This is a genomic window from Alicyclobacillus pomorum DSM 14955 (assembly GCF_000472905.1).
Taxonomy (GTDB): Bacteria; Bacillota; Bacilli; order Alicyclobacillales; family Alicyclobacillaceae; genus Alicyclobacillus_A; species Alicyclobacillus_A pomorum.
The window spans coordinates 47,201-67,561 of the sequence record NZ_AXAR01000015.1; the positions used below are offsets into that span (position 1 = coordinate 47,201).

General features: G+C 51.6%; 21 protein-coding genes. 7 read left to right on the plus strand and 14 right to left on the minus strand.

Annotation, left to right across the window (positions count from 1 at the left end; genetic code table 11):
* The first annotated feature begins 99 nt into the window (after window positions 1–99).
* Both YWK_RS0114095 and YWK_RS0114105 read left to right on the plus strand, forming a co-directional pair.
* A complete protein-coding gene (locus YWK_RS0114095; RefSeq protein WP_026965314.1) occupies window positions 100–921 on the plus strand; it encodes a Dam family site-specific DNA-(adenine-N6)-methyltransferase in 822 nt (273 codons plus the stop codon).
* 960 nt (window positions 922–1,881) lie between these two features.
* Entirely contained in the window at window positions 1,882–2,130 is a 249-nt protein-coding gene (locus YWK_RS0114105; RefSeq protein WP_026965316.1) for a hypothetical protein, read from the plus strand.
* A 20-nt stretch (window positions 2,131–2,150) separates the two neighbouring features.
* Here the strand turns inward: YWK_RS0114105 and YWK_RS0114110 are convergent, their stop codons facing one another.
* Both YWK_RS0114110 and YWK_RS22155 read right to left on the minus strand, forming a co-directional pair.
* Window positions 2,151–3,011, minus strand: a complete 861-nt coding sequence (locus YWK_RS0114110) for a DUF421 domain-containing protein (RefSeq protein ID WP_026965317.1) — start codon at window positions 3,009–3,011, stop codon at window positions 2,151–2,153.
* A 194-nt stretch (window positions 3,012–3,205) separates the two neighbouring features.
* Window positions 3,206–3,373 (minus strand): hypothetical protein, encoded by a 168-nt coding sequence (locus YWK_RS22155; RefSeq protein ID WP_169727189.1) that lies wholly within the window; start codon window positions 3,371–3,373, stop codon window positions 3,206–3,208.
* A gap of 773 nt (window positions 3,374–4,146) precedes the next feature.
* On the opposite strand from YWK_RS22155, the gene YWK_RS21955 reads away from it, so the two are divergent.
* Together YWK_RS21955 and YWK_RS21960 are read left to right on the plus strand one after the other, a co-directional pair.
* The gene (locus YWK_RS21955; protein WP_156909162.1) at window positions 4,147–4,320 is read left to right on the plus strand and encodes a hypothetical protein; all 174 of its coding nucleotides are present in this window, start codon (window positions 4,147–4,149) and stop codon (window positions 4,318–4,320) included.
* Window positions 4,321–4,799: 479 nt separating this feature from the next.
* Window positions 4,800–5,123: a hypothetical protein gene (locus YWK_RS21960; protein WP_156909163.1), complete on the plus strand. Its 324-nt coding sequence runs from the start codon at window positions 4,800–4,802 to the stop codon at window positions 5,121–5,123.
* Window positions 5,124–5,419: 296 nt separating this feature from the next.
* Here the strand turns inward: YWK_RS21960 and YWK_RS22900 are convergent, their stop codons facing one another.
* From YWK_RS22900 to YWK_RS22165, 5 genes are all read right to left on the minus strand, one after another.
* Window positions 5,420–5,683 (minus strand): YezD family protein, encoded by a 264-nt coding sequence (locus tag YWK_RS22900; RefSeq protein WP_084453742.1) that lies wholly within the window; start codon window positions 5,681–5,683, stop codon window positions 5,420–5,422.
* A 411-nt stretch (window positions 5,684–6,094) separates the two neighbouring features.
* Entirely contained in the window at window positions 6,095–7,303 is a 1,209-nt protein-coding gene (locus tag YWK_RS0114145) for a M20 family metallopeptidase (RefSeq protein ID WP_211231415.1), read from the minus strand.
* 90 nt (window positions 7,304–7,393) lie between these two features.
* The gene (locus tag YWK_RS20070) at window positions 7,394–8,593 is read right to left on the minus strand and encodes a multidrug effflux MFS transporter (RefSeq protein ID WP_084453743.1); all 1,200 of its coding nucleotides are present in this window, start codon (window positions 8,591–8,593) and stop codon (window positions 7,394–7,396) included.
* Window positions 8,594–9,122: 529 nt separating this feature from the next.
* Window positions 9,123–10,979 carry a glycoside hydrolase family 3 protein gene (locus YWK_RS20075; protein ID WP_051375617.1) on the minus strand — a complete coding sequence of 619 codons (1,857 nt, stop codon included), beginning with the start codon at window positions 10,977–10,979 and terminating at the stop codon, window positions 9,123–9,125.
* 312 nt (window positions 10,980–11,291) lie between these two features.
* Window positions 11,292–11,462 carry a hypothetical protein gene (locus tag YWK_RS22165; protein ID WP_169727190.1) on the minus strand — a complete coding sequence of 57 codons (171 nt, stop codon included), beginning with the start codon at window positions 11,460–11,462 and terminating at the stop codon, window positions 11,292–11,294.
* A 185-nt stretch (window positions 11,463–11,647) separates the two neighbouring features.
* On the opposite strand from YWK_RS22165, the gene YWK_RS0114170 reads away from it, so the two are divergent.
* Window positions 11,648–12,259, plus strand: coding sequence for a zinc dependent phospholipase C family protein (locus YWK_RS0114170; protein ID WP_026965319.1), 612 nt, complete (start codon window positions 11,648–11,650; stop codon window positions 12,257–12,259).
* 98 nt (window positions 12,260–12,357) lie between these two features.
* Here YWK_RS0114170 and YWK_RS20080 read toward each other — a convergent pair whose 3' ends face one another.
* Both YWK_RS20080 and YWK_RS0114180 read right to left on the minus strand, forming a co-directional pair.
* A complete protein-coding gene (locus YWK_RS20080) occupies window positions 12,358–14,622 on the minus strand; it encodes a Tex family protein (protein ID WP_035467138.1) in 2,265 nt (754 codons plus the stop codon).
* 27 nt (window positions 14,623–14,649) lie between these two features.
* On the minus strand, window positions 14,650–15,321 hold the full coding sequence (locus YWK_RS0114180; protein ID WP_245578624.1) for an HD domain-containing protein: 672 nt from the start codon (window positions 15,319–15,321) through the stop codon (window positions 14,650–14,652).
* A gap of 227 nt (window positions 15,322–15,548) precedes the next feature.
* Between YWK_RS0114180 and YWK_RS22705 the strand changes: the two genes are divergently transcribed.
* Window positions 15,549–15,671: a hypothetical protein gene (locus YWK_RS22705; protein ID WP_281172258.1), complete on the plus strand. Its 123-nt coding sequence runs from the start codon at window positions 15,549–15,551 to the stop codon at window positions 15,669–15,671.
* Between the two features lie 185 nt (window positions 15,672–15,856).
* Here YWK_RS22705 and YWK_RS21140 read toward each other — a convergent pair whose 3' ends face one another.
* Window positions 15,857–16,201 carry a c-type cytochrome gene (locus tag YWK_RS21140; RefSeq protein WP_156909164.1) on the minus strand — a complete coding sequence of 115 codons (345 nt, stop codon included), beginning with the start codon at window positions 16,199–16,201 and terminating at the stop codon, window positions 15,857–15,859.
* A 120-nt stretch (window positions 16,202–16,321) separates the two neighbouring features.
* Between YWK_RS21140 and YWK_RS20090 the strand changes: the two genes are divergently transcribed.
* Window positions 16,322–17,308, plus strand: coding sequence for a patatin-like phospholipase family protein (locus YWK_RS20090; protein ID WP_051375619.1), 987 nt, complete (start codon window positions 16,322–16,324; stop codon window positions 17,306–17,308).
* 15 nt (window positions 17,309–17,323) lie between these two features.
* Here the strand turns inward: YWK_RS20090 and ndk are convergent, their stop codons facing one another.
* The 4 genes from ndk to YWK_RS0114220 all read right to left on the minus strand — a co-directional run bounded on the left by ndk (window position 17,324) and on the right by YWK_RS0114220 (window position 20,346).
* Window positions 17,324–17,767 (minus strand): nucleoside-diphosphate kinase, encoded by a 444-nt coding sequence (gene ndk, locus YWK_RS0114205; protein WP_026965321.1) that lies wholly within the window; start codon window positions 17,765–17,767, stop codon window positions 17,324–17,326.
* Window positions 17,768–17,912: 145 nt separating this feature from the next.
* Window positions 17,913–18,878, minus strand: a complete 966-nt coding sequence (locus YWK_RS0114210) for a polyprenyl synthetase family protein (RefSeq protein WP_026965322.1) — start codon at window positions 18,876–18,878, stop codon at window positions 17,913–17,915.
* A 5-nt stretch (window positions 18,879–18,883) separates the two neighbouring features.
* On the minus strand, window positions 18,884–19,606 hold the full coding sequence (locus YWK_RS0114215; RefSeq protein ID WP_026965323.1) for a demethylmenaquinone methyltransferase: 723 nt from the start codon (window positions 19,604–19,606) through the stop codon (window positions 18,884–18,886).
* A 2-nt stretch (window positions 19,607–19,608) separates the two neighbouring features.
* Window positions 19,609–20,346 (minus strand): heptaprenyl diphosphate synthase component 1, encoded by a 738-nt coding sequence (locus YWK_RS0114220; protein WP_026965324.1) that lies wholly within the window; start codon window positions 20,344–20,346, stop codon window positions 19,609–19,611.
* Window positions 20,347–20,361 lie beyond the last annotated feature (15 nt).

The window sequence follows — 20,361 nt, forward strand, 5'->3', positions numbered from 1 at the left end:
GATTCAGCCTTTACGTGATGGCGGAACAATACTTCGGAGAGGAAACTTGGACCATCTTGTCGAACCAATGTCGTAGACCAGAAACTGTGGAGTGACGACATGAAACCCTTCCTGAAATGGGCCGGAAACAAATATCGCATTGTTGACAAAATACGAGGGCTACTTCCACCGGGCCGGCGCCTGATTGAACCATTTGCTGGCGCGGCAGCAGTGTTTCTGAATACCAATTACGCATATAACATTGTCAACGACTTGAATGTAGACTTGATTAACCTATACCTGGTTTTAAAAGCACACGGTCCAGCATTTATTGATGAGTGCAAAAGCCTCTTTGTACCCGACAACAACTCACCTGATGCTTATTACGCGTTGCGACAAGAATTCAATGAAACAAAGGATCGTGTACGCAAGTCGGCTTTATTTCTTTATCTGAATCGTCATGGGTACAACGGCCTATGCAGATACAACAGTGAAGGCGGCTTTAATGTACCATTTGGTCGATACAAAAAGCCGTACTTTCCCTATGAAGAAATGATGTTCTTCTACCACAAAGCCCAGACAGCTGAGTTCTTGGCAGAGGACTTCGAAACAGTGATGCGACGTGCTGAGCCTGGTGACGTCATCTACTGCGATCCGCCATATGTACCCTTATCGGATACTGCGAACTTTACTAGCTACAGTGCCGGAGGGTTTGGGCCCGAGGAACAACTGCGGCTTGCACGTGTAGCCGAAGAGGTATCTGCCAAAGGTATTCCTGTCCTCATATCGAATCACCGAAACTCCTTCACGCTTGAAGCCTATGCGGCTGCAAACATTGAATCGTTCGATGTACAACGCTTCATCAGTTGCGATGGCGATAATCGGAATAAAGCCACGGAGTTGTTAGCTTTATTCAATGGGAGGCACATTTGTGTAGGATGAAATCAAGCAAGGAACCTTGGCCGATATATTCTGCTCTTACCCGTTACCTTCGCCCCCCATATGCCGTCTCTCACGCAACTCTAATGGCTTAATTATAGTTTTCTAACATCAAGGTGTTAAGGTATGTTGGTAACTTGCACATTGCTTTCTCCTCGCAAAACTTGGCGTAACCCTCGAAACAGACCGGATGATTCGTCCGGTCTGTCCATTTTGTCATCAAATCACCTGTGGAAATTCTCCATGTCGTTTCTCGCTTTGCGACCGTGAAACAGGAAAGTCCATTGCTGAAGTCTGATGAGGTTGGGATGTACGCGAACTGGGGGCCTGAATGAATCGGAAATGTGAGGAGTGATGGAGCGGAGTGGATTGAAGATTTCAGTCACAAATATCCGCATGAATAGGCGAATAGCCAATACGGTTCTTGTGCTCGTGTCATAGGTTAGGCATGAGAAAACACCCATGGAGGAGGAAACAACATTGCATCCGTTTCGACAGTTACCACCGCAGATGATGCCGGCAGAATATGAGCAACCATACTATGCACAACCGACGTACCCGCAACCGACATACCAACAACCGACATACCCACAAACACATCCGCACCCATTTCATTTACATGAACAACGACTCATGGACCATGAACGAAGGTTTGACAGGCATGAACGTAGGCTAGCCAGACTTGAGCGCAGACTCGAACGACTGGAAGGACTACCACGGCAAGAGCTCGGCAGAGGGATGAATGAGGATTCTCCATCGACGTACTGAATTCAAACGCAAAGGAACTGGTAGATGGATGAAATCCGTCTACCATTTTCCTGTGAAGATCAGAGTCCAGTAAAGGCCTTCTTCTATTGAGTCCACGGAATAAATTTTTGTTACAACGGTTGTACCTAGGTATTCGCCCTGTCTCATACCACACTCTGCCCATACACTGCGGTATCTGAAAAGGAGGCGGAAAGTTTGGGCAAGAAGAAATCTAAGCGGTATGTTGTTCTTGACCTTGGAGACAGGATATCAACTGATACATTAAACGATAAAGATTTATCCGGCTTGGTTTTGGAGATACAACGCGATAATCTCCATAAACCCTACAGCCGATACTCTGTTCAACGAGTCATTCCAATCGAGGCGGATTTGGCAAAGACAATTGGACTCACCCCCATTACATTACGGCATCGTCCAAACACTGGTGATCTCCATCTCTCATAAAGTCAGTAAATCCTGAGCAGTTACTCCCTCAAAAAGGGGCCGATTTGTGTAATCAGGTTTTTAAGATGAGTCGCTGCCTCTCCATAGGTCTGCTTGGCTAGTCGATTCTCAGTTTGCAAGGTGAACATCTCGAGATCTGCTTGGATTTTTTTCAAAGTTGCTGCCAATAAAGGTTTCTCTTTCATTGGCGGCTCCTTTTGCACATCCTTATAGAGATCAACGTACACATTTCCATTTGAGTCCACCTGTGCAATAAATACATCCCTGAAATCTGATGCACCCTGCTTCATGATTTCTCCCAGCAACCATTCCCTTGTATAACCGGAATGTTGTAAGGATTTTTCCATAACGTGCCCGTCAATGATGAGTAGTCGGGATTCGTTCTCTGAAATGACTGGTATCCCAGCATCTTTGGGAGTCAGCGGTTGTAACTCGGTCTTTTTCATGACACTCAGCGTACCGTTGGTTTCAAGAATGGCATACTCTACATCGGACAGTTTGAAGATATCCTTCTGACGTAGCATCATCATCATCTCTTCGATGGATAAGTTTGATTTTTTTAAATTTTCTTCTAAAACATTTCCATGCTGAATCACCACACTTGGTCGCCCATCCAGAAAGATACGCCCCTTATATGATTTTCGCTGTATCAGGGACACAATCAAGGAAAGAACGGTCCAAATCGCCAAGCTGCTAATGGCATGGATACCTTTTATGTTATCAAGCGACCAACTCGCGGCAATGTCCCCGACCGTGATACTGACTATGTAATCGAAAAAGTTGAGTTGAGCGACCTGCCGTTTGCCCAAGATGCGTGCCAAAATGAACAGCACGATAAAGGAAAAAACGGACTGTACTATCACTTCACTCGTCGTTGGCATTCGAATCCCTCCCGATTATGGCGTGTATTAATTACTTTGCCCAGGACTTCGGTTTTTGTGTAGAAAACCGTTCTCCTTTCTCTTGGAGAACGGTTTGGTCTCTTTTCGGAGTCCTGTTTGTTCGTTTTCCTGTCGGGTCCTATTTATTATGTACACAAACACCCGCCTACAAGACAGGTGTTTGCACACAGAGATCAATATCCATAGCCAGCTCCATAACCATCGTACGCGCCATAACCACTGCACGGTGTCGCTGCCGCTGCAGTATAGCCAGCATAACCAGGAACCAACAGTAAGAACAACACGAAGATAATCAGGAATACGATTGCCCATCGAGTGAACCCACCAAAGTGTCCGTCCATAATTCGTCACACCTCCTCCGTTTCAGTCATGTAGCCTACGAAACAAACATCAATGAAAGTAGTTTTGAATGCCCCCATTTTTTCAATAATAACCGGGGCGGTGGCAGCCTGCGCCTGGACATCCTGGATCAACGACGATATTCCTAGTGATGGGTTGGTAGAAGTGCCGTGGAACGTTCACAATGACGTGTCTGTTGATGTTTACAATTGGATGGACATAAGGAACCATCCGGGGAATGTAACAATCCCGAACACAGTAGCGGGGTGGACACATAATCGGCGGGCAATTCATCGCATAGACACCTCCTTGTTTTCTCCAATGAGAAAGGCACAGTAGCCTTGCTCCAACGCGTTCATGAGTAAACAGGTACTATCGTACAAACCATCTCGCATCCACTGGCGCATCAACACCCTACCGCTGCTCCATAGCCTGGAACTAACAAGAAGAACAAGACGAAGATAATCAGAAATACGACTGCCCAATGCGTATAGCCACCGAACACCCCGTACATTCCCTTTCCCTCCCCTGTGCTGAGTGTCAACTTAGAATATTGTTAGGTGATTGTCCTACAAAAAGGTCATATGACTTAGTCCATTCGCCTCTTTTTCCCAACAAGACACCGTGTTCGTGTGTAGGAGGGATTTTCGAGATATAAGGCAATCGTCGCAAGACCAAAGTTCGCACGGTTCGGGGGCACCGTAGGTACTTGTCTGAACACAACCTTTCCTGCAAACATATTGTATTTCCGTCTGGCACTAGGGGAGGTGAGGAAGTGGGAAGGATTATTCCGTTTCCAAAGCAGGCTGAGCCATCCGTTACAACAGTCATTGTGGTGAAGACGACCGCACGGAACGCACTGAAGCAGTCGGGGCCGTCATCCATGAAAGAAGCGAAATGCTGGCGCGCCAAGAATATCCTGAATCATCTAACGGACAAACCGAGATGAGTCAATGATGTATCGTTACCTACGGCAAGCGGCCGAAACTGTCCATCATTGCAGGTATATCCTGAAATGAAAGTGTTCCAGATATGAGGAGCCTTGTGAAAACAAGGCCCATGTTTTAGGAATCGCTGTCCTTCTTCCCCGCTCGGGAATGCCCGTCGTGGTTGGATGGTTCTTGGATGAGCTTACCCCGAAAACTGAGCATTGCAATGATGGGCCAATACCGTGCCCATCGACTGATTCTGTCTCATACTTTGTATCATGTCGCTGAGAGATGGGGAGTCGCATGTACCACCAGATGACATGTACGGAGGGTTTGGAGGATACACCCATTGGTCTGCCGTGATCTTGATGATCCTTGTTCTATTTATTCTGATTATTCCACATCGCGGCAGATATTAGACACCTAGCACAACATCACCTGTTTTCTACATCCAGGATATCTATGAAGGCGATAAAATGGACAAAAGGGATGAGGAAGCATGTCAGTCGTGATGAGGCATCACGCCACGAGGTTAATCGGTCACAGTGTTGTAGCCTACCATGTGAGTGGCACAACGTATCATGGAACCTTGCATTCAGTGGAAGATCATGGTATCTATATGATGAATGCAAGAGGGTTTCATCCGGCATCTGCACCAGTGAATACGGCAGCGGTCGAACACGCAATATCAGATACCGATGGAAAAGCAGATGTGTCGGAAGCTTTCTTTCCGTTCTTTTTCCTGCCTTTTGTAGCTCTTGCTGGTCTAGCAGCTGCTTCTGCTTACCCTCCTTATGGGTACTATTATCCTGGCTATTATTGACTTGTATAAGGACTGTCTAGAACGAAGAGAACCGCCTCCAAAGACGGTTCTCTTTTCGTCTGGAAATGTTCAATATGTATTTCTTTGCTGACCAGGCTGGCGTCGGTCAAGGACACGACCAAGCACCCACATCAGGCGTCCTTCGGTTATTGGTCCCCCCATACTACGAGCTCTCTCCATGCAGTTTCATATCCTATGTAGCTCATCATGTAAATCAGCACAGTTAGGATAAACTAACTATTGCAGTTAGACATATAAAGCGATTATACTTACACGAGAAAACATGATTAAAGTAGTCAACTTTCATCTGTATCGAATTCCAAGCCTGTTTGAAGGGAGTACGTTTCAGTGCCACATGCCACGGTACATAGGCCTCTCAGCCAGCCTTTGTTACGCATTGTTCCAGGGCTTCTCATCATTTTTTTGTTGTTCTCTTCGTGGTGTTTCTCGATTCGGTCAATCTGAGTAATTTGTGCATCGTGGATTGTAATGTTCACAGAACCGTACTCCAATCCTTCCAACGCATGAAGGATTTGTTCAATGACCTTGTCTTGGTTCATTTTGTACTGAGCCACACGAATATCCCCTTTCGATGGATATTTATGAGATCGCTAAGTAAGCGCGTACTGCCCAGGTCTTTCTGGCCGGCAATGCCTCTTGTGTTCTGTGCTTCCCCCCACATGTGACGTCCTCTGACCGAATCCCGAGTATGTTTATTTGTTTTATCGAATTGCCGTTACAATGAGTATATATCGCAATTTTATGAAGTCAACCATAAAAACCGATTACTCCAATGGTTTTTATACAATTTGGATTGATATCTCAAAAGACAAACAAAAAACAGCCGTTGAGCGGCTGTTTGTGTGAAATGGATGCCTTGTGATGTGTGATTGAGTGATTCTGGCCATGCCCCTGTGCGTCAAGGCAGTCATGTTTCCGACGAGACACTGCCCGGAATCGTCGTAAACGCTTCACTGCGGCAAGTCTGGGCCGCTGGTGCGAAACTCTTCCCAAACCTTCTCCAGGAAGCTGGGATCCAGCAACAAATCTGCGCCGGTTTTCGCTAAGGCTTCGGCCATGTGCAGCATCGCCTCGTGCGCCTCCGGAGAAGCAGCCGCCTCCCGGAACTCGTGTGTATGGCCAGAAGTGCCAAGCGGAGCAATCTTCAGATACGGATGAATCGTTGGAAGCACCAGACTCACGTTGCCAATGTCTGACGACCCTGTCCCCCCTTTGAGGACAGGAATCTCTACCGGTTCTCCCAGTGCCTCGAGGTACTCCGAAACACGTGACGCGATGGTGTGGTTATTCTTTCGTTCCGCGTAGATTGGGGAACCGTGTTCCACTTCAACCGTTGTCCCCGTCGCCAAAGCTGCTGCCTGAGCGCATGCGGTCACGCGGTCGACCAACTCGAAGACTTCTTCCGTAGTCAGTGCTCGAACCAAGAACGAGGCTTCGGTGTAGTCGGGAACGACATTTGGCGCCGAGCCTCCGTTGACGATAATGCCGTGGATCCGAGCGGTCTCGGGAATGTGCTGACGAAGCCCATCGACCGCAACGTAAAACTGAATCATAGCCGCCAAAGCATTTCGCCCTTCTTGTGGATTACTTGCCGCATGGGCCGCCTTCCCGTGATACTTAATGACTAGATGTGCTGTCGCAGTGGCGTGGCGCCAAGGAATCGTGCGGTCCCCGGGATGAAACATCAGTGCTGCATCAATCCCGTCAAAAACCCCTTTTTCCAACTCGATGATCTTTCCACCCCCGTCTTCTTCGCCAGGGGTTCCAATCACAACGATGCTTCCGCTAGGGTCCGGCAGTGCTCGTCGTAAAGCTGTCGCAGCCGCCAGTCCTCCACTCGCGATAAGATTATGTCCACAGGCATGCCCAATGTCCGGAAGTGCGTCATACTCCAATAGAAAGGCAACTGCCGGGCGCGCCTTGGTTCCTCGCCGCGCCACGAACGCCGTCGGCAAGTCGGCGACGCCCCTTTCAACCTCAAAACCTTCTTGTACCAGCCAATCGGTCAATCGCTCGCTCGCGTAGTACTCCTGTAACGACAGTTCAGGATGACGATGTAGATCAAGACTCAGTTTCACAATGTCGGCGCGAATTTCTTGGATGGCTTCATGGATGCGGTTGTGAACCTGTGTGCGATGCCCCACTACTGACTCCCCCACTCCATACTCCTCCCCTGAACACAACGGAAACTGTCGTTTTCGGAGAATTGACAGACTATACCCACGATTATGGGAGATTATAAAGGAGACCTATCGACTGGTCAACGAATTCTCTTGTGCCCCGAGGTGCCCTGAGCGGTACACGAGGAGAAAGTAACACAGGATGGCACACATGTCGCAGACGGCAATCACTACGCCCATCGGCATACTGGTTCGGCTTCCTCCCATCCCGACGAGCGGAGTCGCCACTGCTCCCATGAGCATCTGGACGACGCCAATCAGCGCTGCGGCAGTACCGGCTGACCGCCCCTGACTCTGCATCGCGAGTGACGTACTTGTCGTGCCGACAATACCTACGCACGCCACAACCAGGAACAGTGGTGGTAACACCGCAAACAGCCCGACTCCGAGCCATATCATGGAAAAAAGGACGACGCTGCTGAGAGCGGCCAACCCCAGCCCAACCACCAGCACCTTTGCCTCACCGATTCGAGTGGAGAACCGGGCACTCAACTGGCTGGCTAAAATAATCCCAAGTCCATTGACCGCAAAAATCACGCTAAACGTTTGTGGCGACACACCGAATATCTCTTGCAACACGAACGGAGATCCGGATATATACCCAAACATGGCCGCGAAAACGAGTGCTTGAGCCAACGAGTATCCGAGAAAAGTACGATGACGAACAAGTTTACTTAAAGTGATGAGTGTATTCCGAAGTCCGCCCTTCGACCGCTTATGACTCGGTAAACTCTCCGGCAGACCAAAGACGACCGCTAAGACCATGAGAACTCCAAGCGCGCCGAGAACAACGAACACACCGTGCCAAGTTGTGACACGGAGTAATTGTCCACCGGCGACCGGCGCGAGGATGGGCGCGGCACCATTGACTAACATCAAACGCGCAAAGAACGTCGTCAGCTCGCTGCCCGAGAAATAATCCCGTGCGACTGCACGTGCAATGACTATGCCCGCAGATCCCGCCAAGCCCTGGATCAATCGCAGCGCAATCAATATCCAAATCGACGAGGTCGTGGCGCAGAGAAAGGATGCGGCCGTGTACACAACCAGTCCCGCAATCAAGGGCCTACGGCGACCCAACGCGTCGCTCAGGGGGCCAGCCAGCAATTGACCCAACGCAAGCCCAACGAGGCAGAACGTCAAACTCAGTTGAGCGAAAGATGTGCTGACATGTAGTTCTCTCGCGAGCGACGGTAGGGAAGGTAGGTACATGTCAATCGACAGCGGCGCCAGCGCGGTCAGTGATCCGAGTACGACAGCCAGCCACATTCTGTGCTCTGGTACATATGAAGTCGCATGATTTGTGTTGGTCAAGTCCACATGCCTCCCACATGTTCAACAAGCCGGAGTTCCGTAAAATTCAACGTCCGGCACCAGCCAATTTCTGTTACCCAAGATCATATGGATACATGATAGGGACGCCCACCAGGGATGTCAAACGATGATGTTCCATGTCTTCGTGTTTTGTTTTGCATACCAGGTCTCGAATGTTCTGGTGGCGATGACTTATGGCGAATCGTTTTCTGCATCGATACCATCTCGGCAAAGCAAAAACGCTCACGGATGTGAGCGTTTTTGCCGGGTTAGGCTTGTGAGGTCGTAGGTGTGACAATTCAAGGGGGCATTTCGAGAGCGACACCTACACGGGTGTGGATGGACGAGTTGTCGTCCTGTATGGGTTCAGTGTACCGTTGAGATGTGGAGAAAATGTGGAAAAGATGTGTAAACCATGTGTAGATCTGCACGTGCCACCGCTCGCCCCCCGCTGAACTTGACGTAAGAAGTGCTTAAGTCTCCCTTATGGATAGCTCATTCCGAATCCAAACGGATACAGGGTGGCGTTCGCATCGGACGCCGCTGGAATGTCGACGGGCAGCTTTCCTGACGGGTTCACAATACCGAAGACTACGCGGGCCACAGCTTTCAATGACACGGGACTATCGCTGTACGTCGCTAGATAGTCTTTGACTCCGGGCAGGTACGCGATATCGTATGGATTTCCGACCGCCACAACGATGACCGGCTTCCCCGTGGCTTCCAGAGCCTGAACGAGCTTCTGTTGTTGCAGATAGGATGCAGCATTGTACGTACTCACTACGACGACGTCGTTTTGCTGCGCTTGTTGAACCACGGAATGGATTGTGATGTCGTCCGGCGAACTCCCCGTCGCATAGGCGCTGGTGATAACCCCATACTGCCCCACGGATCGGGCTAAGGTGTTTGCGGTGTTGACCCCATAACCAGTGACAAGCACCTTCTTCCCGCTGTTGGGTTGCAGGGGAAGGAGGTGATCATCATCTTTAAGGAGGGTGATGGTCTGGTTGGTGATGGCATCGGCAATTTGCAAGTTTTGCGGAGTCCCAACAATCTTCCCTACTGCGGATGTGTCTACGTACGGGTTCTGGAACAATCCCAACTTGTACTTTAGACGCAGGATCCGGTAAACGGACTGGTCAATCCGTTTTTCACTGATCTCACCGGATTTCACTGCATTCTCGACGGAGGTAATGGCCAAATTCAGATCTTCCGGCATGAGGAGAAGGTCTGCACCAGCCTGAATGGCTTCTACAGGGACGCGGTCGTCCCCAAACAACGCTCGAACACCCTGCATCTGCAGCGAATCGGTTTCAATGACGCCGTCGTAACCAAGCTTATCCCGCAGCAATCCGGTCAGAATGGGCTTTGACAACGTAGCCGGACGACCAGAGTTGTCCAACGCTGGAACAACAATGTGCGCGGACATGATGACGTCGACTCCGCTCTGAATCGCCGCTTTGAACGGCGGCAAGTCAATATTGTTCAATTGGTCCAACGTGTGTGTAATGATTGGCAGTCCTGTGTGACTGTCCGTATCGGTGTCGCCATGTCCAGGGAAGTGTTTTGCGGTCGCAGCCACTCCTGCATCCTGATACCCTTGGACAGCAGCACTTCCTAGGAGAGCCACGAGGTCAGGGTTTGATCCGAACGACCGCACACCAATGACTGGATTCGCCGGATTCACGTTGACGTCAGTATCCGGCGCGTTGTCCTGATGGATGCCCATGGCACGAAGTTCTGTTCCGGTGATGTGCGCGGCATCATACGCATACTCTGGATTGCGAGCGGCACCGAGCGCCATGTTGCCAGGGAACTGTGTGGCAGGCGGGCCGATGCGCGTCACAAGACCTTGCTCCTGGTCAGTGGGCACGAGCAGTGGAATGGGCAAGCGCTCCGACATCGCTGCACGTTGCAGGCCGTTGGACAAATTCGCGATTTGAGTCGGGTTTGACAAGTTGTCGCTCCAGCTGAAGTAGATGACACCACCCAGGTGATACTTTTGCACCAGTTGTGCGCCATTATCGACACCAAACTCTTTCTGGTTTGCCGCGACGTCCTGCGGATTGGTCGTGGAGGCGCTGTCTCCGTACGCGTAAGTGATAAACATCTGGCCAATCTTTTCCACCAATGTCATGTGCCGAATTTTGCTTTCAATCCACCCACGGTGCGCTGCGTCATCTTTCCATCCAGTCTTGTTCGGATCCTGCCACCTTTGACTGTTGGTACTTGCCTGTGCAACCGCATTCCCCAGCCCCGTCCACAACAAAGCACCCATGGTAAGGACGCAGAGACCAGCACGCACCCCCGTCGTGGTTGTTGTCGACGAATGCTTTGACATACTTCAAACTCCTCTCTCCTGCTTCGTGAAAGCGCTTGGCCGGAGGTACAAAAAAGGCAGGAGCCGCTATCGCTCAGCCTGCCTTGCGCCTGCAGCAACACGCTAACACGAATTGAATGAATCGTTCATCCTTCATATAGATACGTCAGATCATTCGGTTTTTTCGGTTATCCGATGATGATTTGAAACGGATGTTTCGGGGTGGACAGAAAACGCTACGGCTTTGGCACGCAGCGCTGAAAGCGTATTTTCAAACACATGAGGGGTTGCGACATGAAGGTGATTGCGCAGCGTTTGACAGCGTCAAGTGGGTTAGGGCTCGCTCGGATCGTATTCGTCGTACTCTAGTTTGGTGACCTGGGTTGTGTTCCCCTCCGCGACGTCCTCTGGCGTGGCGTCGGCGTTGAGCCCCTCCACACCGTCCAGCCCGGGTGCGAGACGCTCATTTTGCTGGTCGTCTTTGTGCGTATGTTTCTTTTCCATGGTGTCCTCCCTACATGCGACTTCTCCGTCAGACATACTGACGACACGAGCCTTTTGCGCACTAGTTTGTGGAAAAACCATCCACCATATGCACTTCAAATTCATGTACCATTTACATATGCGCCATCTTGAAACACTGAGACACTGCACCTGACGTGACAAGAAATGAAAGGGGACTTTTGAAGTTGGGATCCCGATTGATGCATCTCATCGTAGCCGATTACGTAGCAACGGAACTTGGCATCTCGGACAGAGGACGTATGCTGTTAGGGGCCATTGCACCGGATGCTGCTTCAGACAAGGCGTCTACCCATTTCAAAGGACAGCTTCATCCGTATGCACTGAATCGCCCTATCGACTGTCATCGCTTTGTATTAAAGTATCGGAATCGGTTTTCAGACGCATTTTTCATCGGTTACCTGACGCATCTTGTCATGGACGACGTATGGACAATGAAAACGGACTTTTCGGGGTTTGAAGCGCGAGTCAAACGAAATCCTGAGCTGTATCACATGTATCACGAAGATTTGCGGTTGTGTAATGCGAAACTCAGTCAAGTGTATCCCTTACACGAAATCCACAAGACGTTGTTGACTGCACAAGACATGCCCGACATCGAAGAAGTGAAAACAAGAGAAGTTCTCACGTACAAACAGGAGGCCATCGCTGACTTTGACTATCCGCCTCAGCACCTCACACACCCCCTGCACCTGTTTACGTTCGAAGAAATGATCCATTACGTGGAGCGTTCCAAGAGCAAGGCGTTGGATTGGAGCCGAGTCGTCTACGACACATGAACGGCATTTGCCTCAACCTGGGCAACGGAAATGAATTCGCATGGAAGGGCGCGCGGTTCAGTCTCGCGCGCCCTTTTTACGAAACATCCTACATCTCTTTAGGATCCGGATACTTTGTTCTGTTCATCCATACCGCGCATCGACAACCCGACGCGGCCTTTGTTGACATCAATTTGTATCACGCGGACGCGTACGACATCTCCCACCGACACGACATCCATAGGATGCTTCACAAACCTATCCGCAAGCTGTGAAATATGCACCAAGCCGTCATTTTTGATACCGATGTCGACAAATGCGCCGAAGTCGACTACGTTTCTCACCGTCCCGGTCAGAACCATCCCCACTTCCAGATCCTCTATCTTTAACACGTCTGTGCGTAGGAGAGGAGGTGGAACGTCCTCGCGCGGATCGCGGCCTGGTCTTTCCAACGCGTCCAGAATATCACGCAGCGTGGGAGCACCCACTCCAATTTCTTCAGACAATACGGTCAGCGGCACGGACTTGATGCCTTCCACCCATTCTCTCCGCTTCTCCGAATTCGTAAAAAACGCTCTTGGATCTCCAAACCGTTCAAACAGTCGATGCACCGCGTCGTACGATTCCGGGTGAATGGGTGTAGCGTCTAAGATTTCGTCACCATCCAAAATTCGCAAAAACCCCACGCATTGTTCCAGCGTCTTGGGCCCGAGTCGGGGGACCTTCGCGAGCGACTTCCGGTTGCGAAAGCGGCCGTTCTTTTCACGAAACTCGACGATGTTTTTGGCAACCGTCTTGTTTAGACCGGCCACGTAGGATAACAAGCTGGGTGAAGCCGTATTGACGTCCACGCCCACTTGGTTGACGGCCGACTCAACGACAGCCGCCAGTTTCTCATCGAGCCGCTTCTGCGAGACATCGTGTTGATATTGGCCGACGCCGACCGATTTTGGATCAATCTTGACCAGCTCCGCCAGAGGATCCTGCACTCTTCGCGCAATGGATATCGCACTCCGCTCCGATACATCCAAGTCCGGAAACTCCTCCCCTGCCAGTGCCGAAGCGGAATACACGCTTGCACCGGCCTCGGAAACGATGAGGTATGGGACGGAACGCCCGGTTTGCTCTTTGTACTCTCGGACACAGTCCGCGATGAACGCCTCCGTTTCTCGCGACGCAGTTCCGTTGCCGATAGCGATGAGGCCAATCCCATATTGCGTTATCAGTTGATGAACCTGCCGTTTGGCGGCATCCCCCTTGTTCTGGGGAGGCGTTGGATAAATGACCGACACAGACAGCAGCTTGCCTGTATCGTCCACAACAGCCAATTTACAACCCGTGCGATATGCGGGATCCACACCAAGGACAACCTTCCCACGGATTGGCGGCTGCATCAACAAGTTCCGCAAGTTTTCACCGAAGATGTTGATGGCCTGCTCTTCCGCTGCCGACGTTAACTCTGCCCGAATTTCACGCTCTATGGCTGGTGCAATCAACCGCTTGTACGCGTCCAACATCGTCCGCTCGAGAAGTGTCTCTACAGACGATGGGCTATGAATCGGTCCACCCTGCTTCCCTGAACGGGGAGATACATGCGTTCGAATCAAATACGCGATGATATCCTCTTGTGGCACCGTGATGGACACTTTGAGGAGCCCCTCCCGCTCACCGCGGTTCATCGCAAGGATGCGGTGAGGCATGGTCTTCGTGAGCGGCTCTTCAAAGTCGTAGTACGCTTCGTACACACTCTCCGTCTCCGGGTCCGTTGCCACACTTCGAATCGAGCCGCGTTTCTGGGTGAAGTGGCGAATCCACTTACGAGTTTCTGCAGCGTCTGCCACCTCTTCGGCGATAATGTCGCAGGCGCCTTGAATGGCGTCGTCCTCTGATGCAACCCCAAGCTCGTGGTTGATGTACTGTCTTGCCACTTCCAGGGCTTCCGACTCTGCGGCCCTTCGGTGTACCGCATCTTTCAGCCAAGAAGCCAAAGGCTCCAGTCCCCGTTCCTTGGCCATCGAGGCGCGCGTTTTTCGTTTCGGGCGATATGGTCGGTAGATGTCGTCGACTTCTGTTATCGTCTTCGCAGATTGAATGGCTGTAAAAAGTTTTTCCCGAGTCCGTTCATCCTCGAGAACGCCTTGTTCCTGTAAGAGACGTAGAACGTCCGACTTACGCTCGTACAAGTGTTTTTCCGATTCGTAGGTTTCGGCAATGCTGCGCAACTGGTTTTCATCCAGTTCCCCCGTCATCTCCTTGCGATAGCGGGCGATAAAAGGAATTGTGTTTCCTTCATCCAGCAAGCGGATGGCGGCGTGCACTTGCTCTCGCCGCAATCCGAGTACGAGTGCAATCCTTTCCTCATATTTAGGGACTTGCAATTCCATGTTGGTGAAAGCTCCTCTCCCCCGGGATTAGACCTCTGCGTTCCACTCGCGCATGAACTGGTCTAGGTAGGTGACCAGAAACGCATGCCGCGCTTCAGCAAGCCGTTTCGCAGTCTCCGTATTCATCAGGCTCTTTAATTTGAGCAGCTTTTCATAAAAGTGATTGATAGACGTACTCGGCCCTGTACGATACTCGACGGCTGTCATCGTATCCCGAACAGGGATGTCCGGGTTGTAAATGGATTGCCCTTTTGCTCCGCCGTATGCGAACGTACGTGCAATCCCGATGGCCCCAATGGCATCTAGCCGATCCGCATCCTGCACCACCATCGCTTCCTTCGTCTCGAGCGGTGATTGCTGTCCCCCCTTAAACGAGATGGTGGTAATAATGTTCGCCACCGTGCGCGTGGCTTCATTCGGTATGCCAAGTTCATGTAGATACATCAGCGTCTCACGCATCGCTGCTGCGACATCACTGACCAATTTGTCATCCACCAAGTCGTGGACAAGCGCTGCGACTTCGCAGATGAACGCATCTGCGCCTTCGGCGATAGCCAGTTGACGCGCCAGAGCAGCGACCCGTCTCACGTGATGCCAGTCATGGCCCGTGACATCACCAGCACACTTTTCCTGAACGTACCCGCGAATTTGGTTCAATATCGTATCGCGCCTGTCCATGGTGAGGTCAACTGTTTTCATATCTGACATTTCTTCTCCAATCCCTTCTATGTCGGACAACCTCAGCGTGTGAACAGACACCCTACAGAGGACAAACACGATGACATACGACGTTTGAGCAAGTATCACAACGAATGGGTACTCGTACCATGCCCAAATGTGTGCAACCGTGGCAAATGCCCGGACAGTCCACGGGCGGTTTACATTCTATACGACGTGTGAACCTATTCTTCGGAGGAGGGTCCCGAATGTACGATGGAGTCTTTGGTGGCTACACGCGTTGGGCTGTGGTTTTCTTGATTATCTTCGTGTTGTTCATCTTGTTGGTACCGTACGGTGGTGTCGGTGCAGCCGCTGCTCCTGTATGCTGACGCCAGAAGTCATTCTATCTTGAAAGATGACTGGAGGTGTCGTCCATGTACTACGGAGCCTTTGGCGGTTACACGCGTTGGGCTGTGGTATTCCTGATCATCTTTGTACTGTTCTTCCTGCTCGTACCCGGATACGGAGCAGGTGCTACGTGCTAATCCCCGGCGGGAGCCCATGGGTGCTCCCGTCATTTTTTTGTTGCCAACCAATCCGACAATCGTTGAATTTCAGAGTTCGACAGAATGTGCATGTGCGTGGGACCGAATCCGGGCATGGCACCACCTCCGACGTCAATCCGATGCTGAACTTCCGCAGCCGTCAGTCGTGCCCCGACGTGTTGGAGGTTCGGCCCGATGCCGCCTTCGAGGTCCGTTCCGTGGCAGCTGATGCAGTTTTTCTCAAACAGTTGAACGGCATCCGAATACTGGCCTGTGCTGTCTGAATGGACAGAGCCAGATGGTGCACCACAACCGCTCGCGTCCAGAACACACAACGCCACAATGACACAGCACACTGCACGACGTCTCATCATCCGTTTCGATTCCTTTCTTTGATATGAAAATCGGGCCACGTTCACGAGACCCTTGGCGCCCGCGTGCAAAATTATGTATCCGGCACGGACTTTATAGCAGTCCCGATGGGAGGGAATCCTTTGCAGCCAAAACTACGTTCTCACCACCGCGTCGGTCTGGCACTGAGCGGAGGCACACTCAAGGCAACCGCTCACATTGGCGTGTTGAGCGCTTTGCATAAGCTCGGCATCTACCCCGACTGCGTCGCCGGCACCAGCGCCGGGGCGCTTGTTGCAGCCTTATACGCGCACGGGTACACTCCAGAGGAACTGCTTACTCTCATTCGGCGGTTTCCTGGTCCATCCCTGTTTGACTACGGATTTCCGTTCGCATCATCCATCTACAACGCGTTGTGGTACCGGTTTACAAACGCCGCAGACCGCGAAAAGATGCGTGTCCCCGCAGGGTTGATGCGAGGGAAAAAACTTTATCGGTATTTTCAACGGATGTTCAAAGAACGGACTCCAGACATGCCTTATTACGTGATTGCCACAGACCTGGTCACAGGCCAACCCGTTACGTATTCGAATGATCCACTCGTTCTCGAGAGCGGGCTCGCGGACCCCATTGTCGACGTAGCGCGATGTGTGAGAGGGAGCTGCGCTTTGCCCGGAATGCTGACGCCCGAGAAAATCGGATCGCGCGTGCTCGTAGATGGTGCGTTTCGTCACTACGTGCCCGTGGAAACGTTGCGTCAAGCTGGATGCGAAAAGATTATCGCCGTGAACTTGTACAGCTTACAGAAACATTGGCACCCAAAAACGTTGGTCCATGTCCTGGCACGTTCCTACGACATCCTGCTTCAAGAATCTGTTGAAGCGGACATCAAAGAACCGAACATTGTTGTGATTGAGCCGGATGTCAGCCACCTCTCCTGGGTGTCTTTCCGAGACATGGTGTCCGGTGTCACGGCAGGCCGGGACGCCGTGCTAAACAACGCCGACCGGATTGTTCGCGTCATTCGTGACGGTGTCACTAAGCCGGGAGGGCATGCAAACCAAATCAAGGGCGGCATTGTCGTCCGATTCCAAAGCGGCAATAAAAAACCCCCGGACGTCCGGGGGTAGGGCCAACGGTACTGCTTATTGAAGCCAAACGTCGACAGCCTTCTCGTACGAAACAACACCCTCGCTAAACCAGAGGGAGATCTCGCGAGCTGCGCTTTCTGCGGAATCCGAGCCGTGGATGATATTCATTCCGATGGTGAGACCATAGTCTCCACGGATGGTGCCAGGTGCAGACTCCGCTGGGTTGGTCTTGCCCATCAGGGTTCGTGCAACAGAAATCGCGTTCTCACCTTCGAGAACCATCGCGAAAACCGGAGACGACGTGATGAACGACACCAAGTCCTTAAAGAACGGACGTTCTTTGTGTTCCGCGTAATGTTGTTCAGCCAGTGATTGCGGAACGTTCATCAACTTTGCACCAACAATCTTCAGTCCCTTCTTCTCAAACCGGGACACAATTTCCCCAACCAAACCGCGTTGGACTCCGTCGGGTTTGACCATGACAAACGTCTTTTCGATAGCCACTATGTCAGCACACTCCTCAATTCAAGTCGTCTTCGCTCTGCGTCCGACGCTTGTCCTAGATTCCGAAAGCTATTGTAAAGAATCTTTGGCATGGCTTCAACTTCGATAGGTCATTCCACCAAGGGACTTGGGCTCTAAGTCAGAACGAACGCTGATTGATGAACTCACCAATCACCATCAATTCGTCGTAGACCCTTGTAGGCTGAATCCCCGAGATAGCCTGCACAGCCTTCTTCATGTACCGCTCTGCAATTTCTCGAGCGTACGCGATGCCATCCGTTTGGCGGACGATAGCCAAAACCCGTTCCACAGCGTCCTCTGTCATTTCGCTGTGAATCAACGACTCGACTTCCGCTCCAAACTTGGTCCGCTTCACGGTGTAGAGCACGGGCAAAGTGAGATTTCCCTGGAGCAGGTCTCCACCGACGCGCTTTCCGACGACGCGTTCGTCGCCGACAAAATCCAGGACATCGTCAATAATCTGAAACGCCATGCCCGTGAACCGACCGAAACGTCCCATGGCCCGAACAGCTGCCCTGTCCGCGCCCCCGACCAACGCCCCAAGCGCGCAACTCATCTCGTGTAACAGTGCCGTCTTGCGCTGAATTCTGCGAAAGTATCGTCGAAACGTCTGTCTGACGTTATAAAAGTCTTCTATCTGGTCTATTTCACCTTCCACCATCTTGACGATGGCGTTTGACAAACGTGTATGTACCTCTGCATAGGAAACGCTGCAGAGCAATTGAATTGCCTTGGCAAACAGGTAGTCCCCGACATACATTGCCGGCCTATCTCCGTATTCAGCCCGTACTGTGGGATGTCCACGGCGCATGGAAGCGTCATCAATGACATCGTCGTGGACCAGAGACGCCATGTGTACCAACTCCATGGCCGCAGCCAAGGTGTATACCTTGTTCCGGTTCTGGCCGCCGTACTGTCCGCACACCAATGCGAATAAAGGCCGGATGCGTTTTCCACCGGCCTCCAATAAATGCAGCGAGGAACTGGTTACTGCGGCATTTTTGCTTTGCACGGCGTTCGCCAGGATGGCCTCTACCTGCGCCAATTCTGGTTTATAGCGCTGGTAAACGTCAAGAAACTCCATTCTGATTAGTCCTCCACCTTTGTGCCCACATGGAGTGCCGCAATTCCTCCGGTCAACGGATAACTTTTCACGTCCCGCAGCCCGGCCTGACGAAACAACGCCTCCAGCCCCTTCCTATCTGGAAAGTTTCTGAGAGACTCCGGCAACCACGCGTACGGCTCCTTCTCCTTCACCGCCAGAGCTCCAATGCGGGGCAGTATACGGTTAAAGTACAGGTAGTACAGAGCGCGAAATGGCGGGAATTCGGGCTTGGACAGCTCTAAAGATACGACTCTTCCGCCCGGCTTGACCACGCGATTCATTTCCTTCAACACCGTAAGGATGTCAGGGACGTTCCGCAACGCAAAGCCAATGGTGGCAACGTCGAAGGAAGAATCGTCGAACGGCAGCGCCATGGCGTCTCCAACCACCAGTTTGATGGGACGTTCGCTGAGCCCCCGTCGCTGGACCTTTTTTTCAGCAACTTCGAGCATTTCCTCACAGAAATCAATACCCACGACTTCCCCTGTCGGACCGGTACGTTTGGCTAATGCCAGCGTCCAATCACCCGTACCACAAGCCACATCAAGCGCCTTTCCACCTTCCGCAAGCAACACGTGTTTCATCGCGAAACGGCGCCACAGCTTGTGTTGATAAAAACTAAGAACAGAGTTCATCAAGTCGTAGCGTTTTGCAATACGCGAAAACACGCGATGGACATGTGCGGCTTTTGTTTCTTGGCTGACCATCATCAGCGATTCCCCTCAGCATAGGCCTGCGTTTCAATGTACTTTTGCGTAGGCCGCAAATAATCCATGATAAAAGACGAGATGGGCTCGAGCACGGCGTTCGCCTGAATGTGCAATATGCCATCCATCGCGTCGGTCAACCAGTCGTACGCCTGGCGCAATGTGAAGTATTTCGGAACCCTGCGCGCCACCATCTCTTTCTTGACGATATGCGCCCGAACAAGAGATCTGATCTGTGGTGCCCAGGCGCTGCTGTCGCGAAAATAATGATGTGCGAGCGCGAGCAACAGTTCCCCTTCAATCACCTCGAGGAGATCCATGTATCCGTTCGGGGAAGGACTCGCGGACACCTTGTAGAGTGTCATTTTCGCCTCGTTGACCTTCATGACCGCCTGGCATAGCTCCATCAGCAATTCTTCATTTGCAACACCAGCCAGCACACGGTAATATTGTCCGCTACAGTAGTCCCCAGCGAGTACGTGTAGCTGACGCCGCAACCCGAGCTCGTCTTCCACGCGGTCATGCAATGACAATCCTTGTTGCAATAGCAGCAGGGCCTCCAGTACGTCAATACCAACGCGCGTGGACACCTGTGCCGTCTGAAGGATGGTCTTTGCCACCTCAAAGTGGAAACGGCTGGTGTGTGGCCCGACGTTTGTCCGGTGAAGCTGGTTGTGATAGGTATGCTGTTTTATTCTTTGATCTAAGTCATCAAACGTCACAAGCTCCAACGGGACCACGCGGGCTCAACTCCT